8 protein-coding genes are annotated in these 9,583 nt (G+C 37.9%); 6 read left to right on the top strand and 2 right to left on the bottom strand.

Features of this window, described 5'->3' with window-relative positions:
• Positions 1–36 precede the first annotated feature (36 nt).
• From L877_RS0110895 to L877_RS0110875, 5 genes are read left to right on the top strand one after another with little or no spacing between them, the layout of a single operon-like run.
• A complete protein-coding gene (locus tag L877_RS0110895; protein WP_169729795.1) occupies positions 37–1,527 on the top strand; it encodes a response regulator in 1,491 nt (496 codons plus the stop codon).
• 33 nt (positions 1,528–1,560) lie between these two features.
• A complete protein-coding gene (locus tag L877_RS0110890; protein WP_026836098.1) occupies positions 1,561–2,706 on the top strand; it encodes a PP-loop family protein in 1,146 nt (381 codons plus the stop codon).
• Positions 2,707–2,726: 20 nt separating this feature from the next.
• The gene (gene truA, locus L877_RS0110885) at positions 2,727–3,491 is read left to right on the top strand and encodes a tRNA pseudouridine(38-40) synthase TruA (RefSeq protein WP_026836097.1); all 765 of its coding nucleotides are present in this window, start codon (positions 2,727–2,729) and stop codon (positions 3,489–3,491) included.
• Positions 3,492–3,500: 9 nt separating this feature from the next.
• Positions 3,501–3,902, top strand: a complete 402-nt coding sequence (locus L877_RS0110880; protein ID WP_026836096.1) for a DUF3592 domain-containing protein — start codon at positions 3,501–3,503, stop codon at positions 3,900–3,902.
• 30 nt (positions 3,903–3,932) lie between these two features.
• Positions 3,933–5,693, top strand: coding sequence for a B12-binding domain-containing radical SAM protein (locus L877_RS0110875; protein WP_026836095.1), 1,761 nt, complete (start codon positions 3,933–3,935; stop codon positions 5,691–5,693).
• Here the strand turns inward: L877_RS0110875 and bioB are convergent.
• Positions 5,683–6,645 (bottom strand): biotin synthase BioB, encoded by a 963-nt coding sequence (gene bioB, locus L877_RS0110870; RefSeq protein WP_026836094.1) that lies wholly within the window; start codon positions 6,643–6,645, stop codon positions 5,683–5,685. The two genes, L877_RS0110875 and bioB, sit on opposite strands and share 11 nt — an antisense overlap.
• A 92-nt stretch (positions 6,646–6,737) precedes the next feature.
• On the bottom strand, positions 6,738–7,748 hold the full coding sequence (gene fliB, locus L877_RS0110865) for a flagellin lysine-N-methylase (RefSeq protein WP_026836093.1): 1,011 nt from the start codon (positions 7,746–7,748) through the stop codon (positions 6,738–6,740).
• A gap of 211 nt (positions 7,749–7,959) precedes the next feature.
• Between fliB and L877_RS0110860 the strand changes: the two genes are divergently transcribed.
• Positions 7,960–9,453: a C39 family peptidase gene (locus L877_RS0110860; RefSeq protein ID WP_026836092.1), complete on the top strand. Its 1,494-nt coding sequence runs from the start codon at positions 7,960–7,962 to the stop codon at positions 9,451–9,453.
• The last annotated feature ends 130 nt before the right edge of the window (positions 9,454–9,583 follow it).

Genomic DNA, 9,583 nt, shown 5'->3' with positions numbered 1-9,583 from the left:
TAATATGTGTTAGGGGAAGATATAATGAGATTTGTTGTGACGAAATCCCTACAGCCGGGGATGGTTGTGGCGAGAGATATTTTGGGTCCTACGCCAGCGGCTGTATTAAAAAGAGGAATAAGGCTGACTCAGAGCTATATCGACTTTTTGGATAGGAAGGGCTATATAGGCGTTTATGTCTCAGATAGCTTTTCAGAAGATGTTGATATCCAGGAAGTTGTAGACCAACAGTTGGTTCGAGAGGGCTTAGAGGCAGTTCAGAAGAGGAATATCGGTGATATTTTGGGAGTGGCCACGAATATTGTGGCAGATATTTATAAGCAGGATAATATCAGCGTAGACCTTTTTGATCTTCGATCATATGATGATTATACTTACCATCACTCTGTTAATGTTGGTGTTTATTGTGCAAGCGTCGGAAAGAAGCTTGGCTTGACAGAGGAAGAGATGGTTTATTTGGCGACTGCAGCTATATGTCATGACTTAGGGAAAAGCCGCGTTTCAGAGGCTATTATAAAAAAAGCGGGAAAGCTGACAGATGAGGAGTATGAAGAAATCAAGAAGCATTCACAGTATTCTTTTGATATTCTTCATGAAGATCCATCTGTTCCACCGGTTGTGTTGCAGGCCGTAATTATGCATCATGAGGATGAGGACGGAAGAGGTTATCCTTTTGGAAAGAAGGGAGAGGACATTCCACTCTTTGCAAAGATTATTCATGCTATGGATGTTTATGATGCGCTGACCAGTAAGAGACCTTATAAAGAGCCATTCGCGCCATCAGAGGCAATAGAATATATCAATAACAACAAGGGGATTTTGTTTGACAAGAAGGTTGTGGCAGCAGTTAATGAAGTGATACCAGCATATCCACCGGGTATTGATGTTACCTTGTCCAATGGCGAGGAGGCATTGGTATTAGCTCATACGTTCCATGCCATGAGACCGAAAATCAAGATATTGGAGACAAGTAAAGTTGTTGACTTGTCTGTTGATCAGGAGTATAAGGATATTGATATAGTGGCATCGGATATTATGCCACAGGATTTTGCCGAGGAAGTTGAGCGCCTGAATGAAGAGAGAAATCATATTCGCAACAGAAAGTATACAGTAATGATTGTAGATGATGAAAAATTCTCCCGTTTGGTTACCAAGGAAGCACTATGGGGCAGAGGATATCGTATTATAGAAGCTGGTTCCGGTAAGGAAGCTATCGAGTATATCAAGGAGAACAGGTCTCCCGACTTGGTACTTATGGACATACAGATGCCGGGAATGGATGGTGTCAAAACTACGAAGAAGATGCGTGAACTGGATGAAGAGTTGCCAATTATATTTTTGACAGCACATGCAGATGTGGATACCGTGGTTCGATGCAAGTCAGTGGATGCCATGGACTATATCCTGAAGCCGGCAGGCCCTGAATATCTAAGAAAGAGAGTAGATTATGCATTCTTCAAGATTGAAGAACATAAGATAAGGAATCGTCTTCTTAATGAGACAGTTGATGCCAATCCAATAGATTAAAGAGAAGAAAATGAACGAAAGATGGTTTGAGTAATGCAAGAAATCAGTTACAAAGAAGTTAAAGCAATGCCAGAGAGCGAATATATGTTAGTTGATATAAGAGATGAGGGGCTCAGGGCATATGGCAAAATTCCGGGCTCGGAAGCAATTAATATTGAATCCGGTAGGGAAGAGCTTGAGGCAAGATTTGCAAGGATACCTGAGGGAACTAAAATTGTATTTTATTGCGAAGTTGGAAGAAAGACAAGGGAGATTGAAGAGGATAATCTTCCGGCCGGAAGAGAGTACTATAGTCTAGAAGGCGGATATATTGGATATGTCAGAGCAGTAATGTCAGACGAAGAAAATGCCAAGGAAAAGCAGGAAAAGGCGGAAGTGAGCATAAGAAAAAAGTTTCACAAGCAGCTGTTTACTCCTTTTGCCAAGGCATGTAAGACATATAAGCTAATTGAAGAAGGCGACCATATCGCAGTATGTATATCCGGTGGCAAGGATTCGATGCTTATGGCGAAGCTTTTTCAGGAAATTAAGAGACATAGGCAGTGTAACTTTGATCTGACATTTCTTGTGATGGATCCGGGATATAATGACGAAAACAGAGCCCTGATTGAGAGTAATGCAAAAGCTCTTGGAATACCTATCAAAGTATTTGAAAGCACTATTTTTGATGCAGTAGATACGATAGAGAAGAGTCCATGTTATGTATGCGCGCGAATGAGAAGGGGATATCTTTATAGTAGAGCTAAGGAGTTGGGGTGCAATAAGATTGCATTGGGACATCATTATGATGATGTTATCGAGACAATTCTTATGGGAATGCTACACAGTGGCCAGATTCAGACTATGATGCCCAAGCTACACAGCACTAACTTTGAGGGGATGGAGCTGATTCGTCCACTTTATCTTGTTAGAGAAAAGGATATTTGTGCCTGGAGAGATTACAATGATTTACATTTTCTCCAATGTGCATGCCACTTCACAGAGACATGCTCAACATGCCATGAAGATGGTACTACTTCTTCTAAGAGATTGGAGACCAAGAAACTCATAGCGGAACTAAAAAAGACTAATCCATATGTGGAAGCCCACATATTTAAGAGTGTTGAGAATGTACATCTTGACACGTTAATTGCATACAAAAAAGATGGTGTTAGACATCACTTTTTAGATGAGTATTAATAGCAGATGAGGAAGAGTAGATGAGAAGAATATTATTGCTTATTGCATATGATGGAACTTCATATGCCGGCTGGCAAAGACAGGACAATGCAGTGGCGATAGAGGGAATAATTGAAGATGCATTAAAAGAACTGACACACGAAGATATTGATATTATCGGGGCATCGAGGACAGATGCGGGAGTTCATGCATATGGAAATGTGGCTGTGTTTGATACTGAATCCACTATTCCATCAGAAAAATTTGCTGCATCTCTCAATTCTAAGCTCCCCGAAGATATCAGGATTATGGAGTCAGAAGAGGTGGAAGCTGACTTTCATCCAAGATATGCGGAGAGTGAGAAAACTTATCAGTATCATATATTAAATACGGATATACCGCTTCCCACCATGAGTAGATATGGTCATCATATCTATGGGAAATTAGATATAGATAAGATGAGAGCTGCTTCGTCATGCCTCATCGGAGAGCACGATTTTACAACCTTTTGTGCTGCCGGAAGCCAAGTGAAGAAAAAGGTGCGGACTATTTATTCGATAGATATATCTGAAAATAGCCTATATGGCGACGATACGGAGTATGATAGAGATATTTGTATTCGTATTACCGGGAATGGATTTTTGTATAACATGGTTCGAATCATCGCCGGAACGTTAATCGAAGTTGGAATGGGACGCAGAAAAGTAGATAGTGTGGAAAAGGCACTTCAAGCCAGAGATAGATCAAAAGCAGGTGAGACAGCACCGGCCAAAGGTTTATTCTTAGAGGCAATAACGTATATTTAAGGAGAAAAGATGGAAACTATAATTACATGGCTCATCGGAATCGGGATGATATGCGCAGGCATATATTTGATTTGGAGAGCTTTCTATTCGTTGACTAAGTTTAAGGAAGAAGTGACAGGCAGAATAGTGGATTTGGAGAAGAGCGTAAGTAGGGGAAGAACGCAGTATTACCCCATTGTAGAGTACTATGGTGGCGGGAAAAAGATTGTGAAAAAAGTTGATTATTCTTCAAAATTTAAGAAAAAAAATGCAATCGGTGATGAGGTAGTAATCACATATAATTCAGATAATCCAGAGGATTTTGCGGTAAAGGGAAAATCTTTCAAATCAAATTTTGGTTGGGGAGTAGCTTGCCTCATACTTGGTGTGATAGTAATTATTGGTCAAGTGGTCACTGGGGGTATGGAATAGAAAATAGTATTGAATAAAGAAGGTTGTAATATGAAGTTTTTATTGGTCGCAGTGAATGCCAAATACATTCACTCAAACCCTGCAATATATTCATTGTACGCATATTCAGAAGAAAAATATTCCGATATTATGGAGATTGCAGAATATACAATTAATCAGCGTGGAGAGGATATTCTCGCGCATATTTATGAGAGAAAACCTGATGTCATCGGGTTTTCTTGTTATATCTGGAATTGGAATATGATATGCGAATTATTATCAAATCTTTCTAAAGTATTACCGAATACCGATATATGGCTCGGCGGGCCACAAGTTACATATAATGCAGCTGAGATATTGGAGCAATTTTCTAATGTGACGGGTATTATCATCGGTGAAGGAGAAGTTACAGTTCATGAGCTCTTGGGGAAATACCAGAGATCGGAACATTTGTCTCATGATGAATTGACTTCTGTCGCAGGATTGTGCCTTCGCGGTGGATATACGAAGCCGAGACCTGCGATGGATTTTAGCAAGTTGCCTTTTTTGTATCATGATACTGCTCCTTTTAAAAATCGAATTATCTATTATGAAAGCAGCAGGGGATGTCCGTATAGGTGTAGTTACTGTCTGTCTTCTGTTGATAAGACAGTGAGGTTGAGAGATATAAATATCGTAAAGAAGGAACTTGATTTTTTCCTAGAGAATAATGTCAAGCAGGTCAAGTTTGTCGACAGAACATTTAACTGTGTTCACGAACATGCTATGGAAATATGGAAGTATCTTAGAGATCATGACAATGGTATTACTAATTTTCACTTTGAGATTGCAGCCGATATCATATCGGATGAGGAAATTGCTCTGTTGCAGGAGCTTCGCCCAGGCCACGTGCAATTGGAGATAGGAGTACAGTCTACTAATGAGAAGACGATAGAGGCAATTAATCGTAAAATGGATTTGGAGAGATTGGAGCATGTGGTTTCTGCGATTAAGAAGAACCATAACATTCACCAACACCTAGATCTTATTGCAGGACTGCCTTATGAGGATTATGAGAGTTTTGGAAGATCTTTTGACAGGGTTTATGCCATGAAACCGGATCAATTGCAACTAGGTTTTTTGAAGGTTTTAAGTGGTGCCCCAATAGCGCAAAAGACGGAAGAGTTTGGGATTTCATATACCAAGCAACCGCCATATGAGGTGCTCTATACCAAGTGGTTGAGTTATGATGATGTAATTCGATTAAAAAAAATAGAAGAAATGGTTGAGCTCTATTATAATAGCAACCAATTTGTCAATACATTGGAGTTTTTGGTAAGAACTTTTGAGTCCCCATTTTCCATGTATGAAGCACTTGCAGACTATTATGAGAGTAATGGGTACTTTACCAACAGTCCGTCTAGAACATATAGATACGAAGTTTTGTTGAATTTTGCTGTAGAGCATGATGAAAGTAACAGAGAAATATATGCAGAATTATTGACATATGATATTTATCTCAGAGAGAATATCAAGAGTCGTCCGGATTTTTGTAAATCGCTATTAGACGAGGAACATAAAAAATACAGACATGACTTCTACCGTGAAGAAGAAAAGTCCAGGCAATATCTGCCGGGACTTGATAAGTATAGTGGAAGGCAACTTGCTGGAATCACCCATCTAGAGCCTTTTGTCTATCCTGTTTGGGATGTGGATACCTTGTTATATGCTTCAGATGATAATGTTGCAGAATCTGAGCAATATGTGTTGTTTGACTATACCAAGAAGAACCCATTAACGAGAGAAGCGCGGGTAATAATGGTTAATTCTTGATCAATCTATTCATTGCTTTCAACATCTGGCGATCACTCTCGATAGTAGAGCCGGTTGTTGTCAGCATATTTCCTGTAATAGTAGAACTTATTCCACCATTGAAAGCCTTTTTTCCATTGTCAGAGATGAGTTTTCGTCCGGCAGCAAGTCTTATGTCGCTTTCCGGATTTATGTATTTAAAACATGCAATGGTTCGCAATATCTCATCTTCAGAGAGAGTATCAAGTTTTTCCATCGGTGTGCCCGACACAGGAATAAGAGCATTTATAGGAATGGATTTGATTCCAAGTTCAGCAAGATCAAAAGCCATTTCCAATCTGTCATCCATTGTCTCACCCATGCCTATAATTCCACCGGAACAAACGTTAAAACCGGCATTCTGAGCGCGCTTAATATTGGCTATTTTGTCATCAAATGAATGGCTGGTACATATCTTTGAAAAGTAGTTTCTCGACGTCTCAATATTATTGTGATAGCTTCTTACACCAGCTTCATATAGTCTTTTGAATTGTTCATCGCTTAGGAAGCCAAGAGATGAGCAGAGTGAAATATTCAGTTCACTGTTAAGTTTTTCGTAGATATTGACAATCTTATCAAAATCAGAATCCTTTGGACTGTGTCCGGAATTCACAATTGCAAATCTATCAACACCATTATTCTCATATGTTTTTGCTGTGGCGCATACTTCTTCATAATCAAGCATCTCATGTATATCGCATCCTGTATGGTTGTGAGCAGATTGTGCACAAAACTTGCAGTTTTCACTGCAATTTCCACTTTTTCCGGAAATAATTGCACACATATCAACTTTATCACCATTAAAGTGCTTTCTGAGCTTATCAGCACCTTGGCTTAATATATTTACATCACAAGTCTTGAGAAAATCGAGGTCTTCTTCTCGACTAAGTCTTCTTCCATTTATTATTTCATCAGCCAACTTTATAACATCCATAATTACGACGTCTCCTTTGTGTTTTTCTACAGAATATTATATCATGGCGGAGAAAAATGTCAACCGATTTATAATAATAAGTTGACAAAAAATCAATCCAACTCCTTCTCAAAATAAGATATAAGCGTGTTAATATTGTTATCGGAGTGCTCAATTTCTCTTGAGTAAAGATAAGTACAGGTTTCCAAATCACCTATGATAGGTGTAATCATCATTATCCAGCGTACGCTTTGAATAGCAATCATGGTACGAGCATATATCTGTCCATCGTAACTGGCTCCTCCAAGATAAGTGAACAGTAGAAGTTTGAATATTTTCTCAAATGCAAAAGAAGCATTGACGTCTGGATACATCGCTTCCTTCCATTCATGTGAAGTTGCATCGTGCTTGATCCAAAAATCTTTGGTAGAATTAATAGTTTCTAGCCACGATTTCTCTAATATTTCTAGTTTAAGTAAAGTATCAAAACTGTTGATCATATAATTGTAATCAAAGGTGTAGATTTCGCAGGTGCTATCATCGGTACCATCGAATATTCTTTGTGATATAAATGAAATTTTTCTGATTTCATCTAACCTATCTTGTAGTGAAATATTCTGATTGGCTGCAATTTCAAGCATAATATATCTTGCATAATCAATTTGTTCGAATATTTGCCTATCGAAATCGATAAACTCTTCGGGATTATCTAGAACATTGTCTTCGTTTTCTAGAATTGAGAAATCGTAATCATTATTCAATAGCATGCGTGTGGCTTCAGGGCAAGATAGCGAGAGTGTATATTCTCTTAAATTTAAGTATTCACCAATATATCTCGGATATATTCTACAGGTGTCGCATAAAGCGGCTTCGCCCTCTGAAATCTGTAAATCACAAAGTCCGCGTCGGTTTAACAAAGCGCAACGTGCCGCATTTTGCTTGAATGTGCCGGCACTGAAATCTATACAGGAAGATAATTTGTCGGAAAATTTTCCTTTGTTTTTCTTATACATATTAAGGCTGGTCTCATCAATTGGAATCTGCCATCCAATACAGCAACTTTTGGGGCATTCGCCTGCAATACAATGAAATTCATCGTAATTAGATTGTTTTCGAATTAACATATGGTTCACCTCAGTTTGTATTATAGCACAGTAAATGAGTAAAAACAAAATTACATTGTCTACTTTTTGCCTTAATCATATGTTATACTCATGTAAAATGTGTTTTAAACAAAAGTTGTCCGTTTTTTGCAGTGAAGATGTGATAGAATAAAAATGCTAGAGAAGGATTTGATTCTTGATGGCAGAAATAATAAGAAAACGGAGAATTGATATGAGAAAAACAAGAAGATTGATTGCAACGGGAACTATGTTGGCCTTTGTTTGCCTTAATGTAAACTCTTTTCACATAAAGGCAGAAGTATTATCTGATCAAGCAGAAGTTACAGAAACCATTACTAAGGATGATGCTAAGGATATTGCTGAGGTACATACGGAGCTAGTGGAACAATCACAATTTGATTGTGACTGGAACTCGTTAACGCATTCGGGGAAAGCAACTCCATTGTATAACACAGACAAAGAAGTTATAGCATATGAGATTGATATTTATAATGGAAATGAGAAGAAAGGGTATGTAATAGTAGGAGCGAATGAGGAACACCCACCGATAATAGAGTACTCAGTGGATGGGGATTTCTGGAGAGATATTAAGCTTGCTCCAGGGGAGTATATTGTATATGATGGTAAATTTGGATATTTTAAATCATCCGATTATTCTGAAGTGGCAGAGGATATAAGTACGCATGAAAAAGTGGAAAAAGATAGTTTGAGTGAGAATAAAACATCGCTAGAGGAAAATCGGATTAAGAGTATATGTAAAAATCAATGGGAAGCATATGAGGACAAGGTTGAGAAGGAAAAGTCTGATACTAGCTTAGATGGTCTCGAAAATCAGAGTTATCATAATAATGTAAATATATATGGCTTTCAGAAAGCTTTGAATTTGGTACCATATAGCAAGAATTATATTAATATGGGAAGTACGATACTTGATGATAAGAATTATTATGATAGAGATAAAGATAGATATGCTGGCCTAACTAATCCTAATGATTATGAGAGTGGATACGTAAGATTCAAATGGAAAGAAGTACCTAGTTTTCTGTTTGTGCCATGGATTAATATACCATCGGAAAAATTATTGTGTTACAAGGGACAGCCGATGTTACATTGTTGCGTTTCAGTAGCAGCTTCTAATCTGCTGATGTATTGGGATCATAAAAGATTTGGAAATCTAGTAAATCCTAAGAATGAGATTGGTGCGATGAAAACACTATGTGAGATACATGAAGGTTTGGGAGGAAACAAAGAGAAAAATCTAAGTGGAGTCCAATCAGTATTAGATACTTATCTTAGAAAAAGGAATGTAAAGAATGCGCAAATATGGTATTGGGATTATTCGGACTTTACCAAAAGAGAAGGAGATTATACTCCAAGTGACAGTGCTACAATAAAGCAATGGGATTTCCTGAAAAGAGAAATAGATGGCGGGGATCCATTTATAATGGAAATCAAAACTGGAGATGTAGATTATTATTATTCAAATACCAAATCTGGACATGCATTATTAGTGGTTGGATATTCTGAGTACAAGTACAATGAGCTTCAGAGAGATACCAATTACTTTGATTTCAGTGGATACTTGAGGGTAGTTGATGGTTTTGGAAAGAGCAAATATAATAAAGCGGACAGATGGCTAAACTATTGTTCAGTGTATAATTATACAGATTATGCTTTTGCCACATGTCACTTTATAGGAAAGTAGGTGGATGATATGAGACGATTAATATTGATATTTTTAATAACAATTATGACAATATGTTCAATTATAGCACCTGGAGATAACCATGCAGAAACGATTAATATAAATCCCCCAGATTACGATCCGCTAGATC

The sequence above is a fragment of the Eubacterium xylanophilum ATCC 35991 genome (assembly GCF_000518685.1).
Taxonomy (GTDB): domain Bacteria; phylum Bacillota; class Clostridia; order Lachnospirales; family Lachnospiraceae; genus Eubacterium_F; species Eubacterium_F xylanophilum.
Note: the sequence above shows the minus strand (reverse complement) of the source record. Positions and strands in the feature narration are given on the sequence as shown.

Excerpts from the sequence above, each read along its gene's own strand:
- L877_RS0110890 (WP_026836098.1), top strand. The coding sequence starts at position 1,561 with ATGCAAGAAATCAGTTACAAAGAAGTTAAAGCAATGCCAGAGAGCGAA.
- truA (WP_026836097.1), top strand. The coding sequence starts at position 2,727 with ATGAGAAGAATATTATTGCTTATTGCATATGATGGAACTTCATATGCC.
- L877_RS0110880 (WP_026836096.1), top strand. The coding sequence starts at position 3,501 with ATGGAAACTATAATTACATGGCTCATCGGAATCGGGATGATATGCGCA.
- L877_RS0110875 (WP_026836095.1), top strand. The coding sequence starts at position 3,933 with ATGAAGTTTTTATTGGTCGCAGTGAATGCCAAATACATTCACTCAAAC.
- bioB (WP_026836094.1), bottom strand. The coding sequence starts at position 6,645 with ATGGATGTTATAAAGTTGGCTGATGAAATAATAAATGGAAGAAGACTT.
- fliB (WP_026836093.1), bottom strand. The coding sequence starts at position 7,748 with ATGTTAATTCGAAAACAATCTAATTACGATGAATTTCATTGTATTGCA.
- L877_RS0110860 (WP_026836092.1), top strand. The coding sequence starts at position 7,960 with ATGAGAAAAACAAGAAGATTGATTGCAACGGGAACTATGTTGGCCTTT.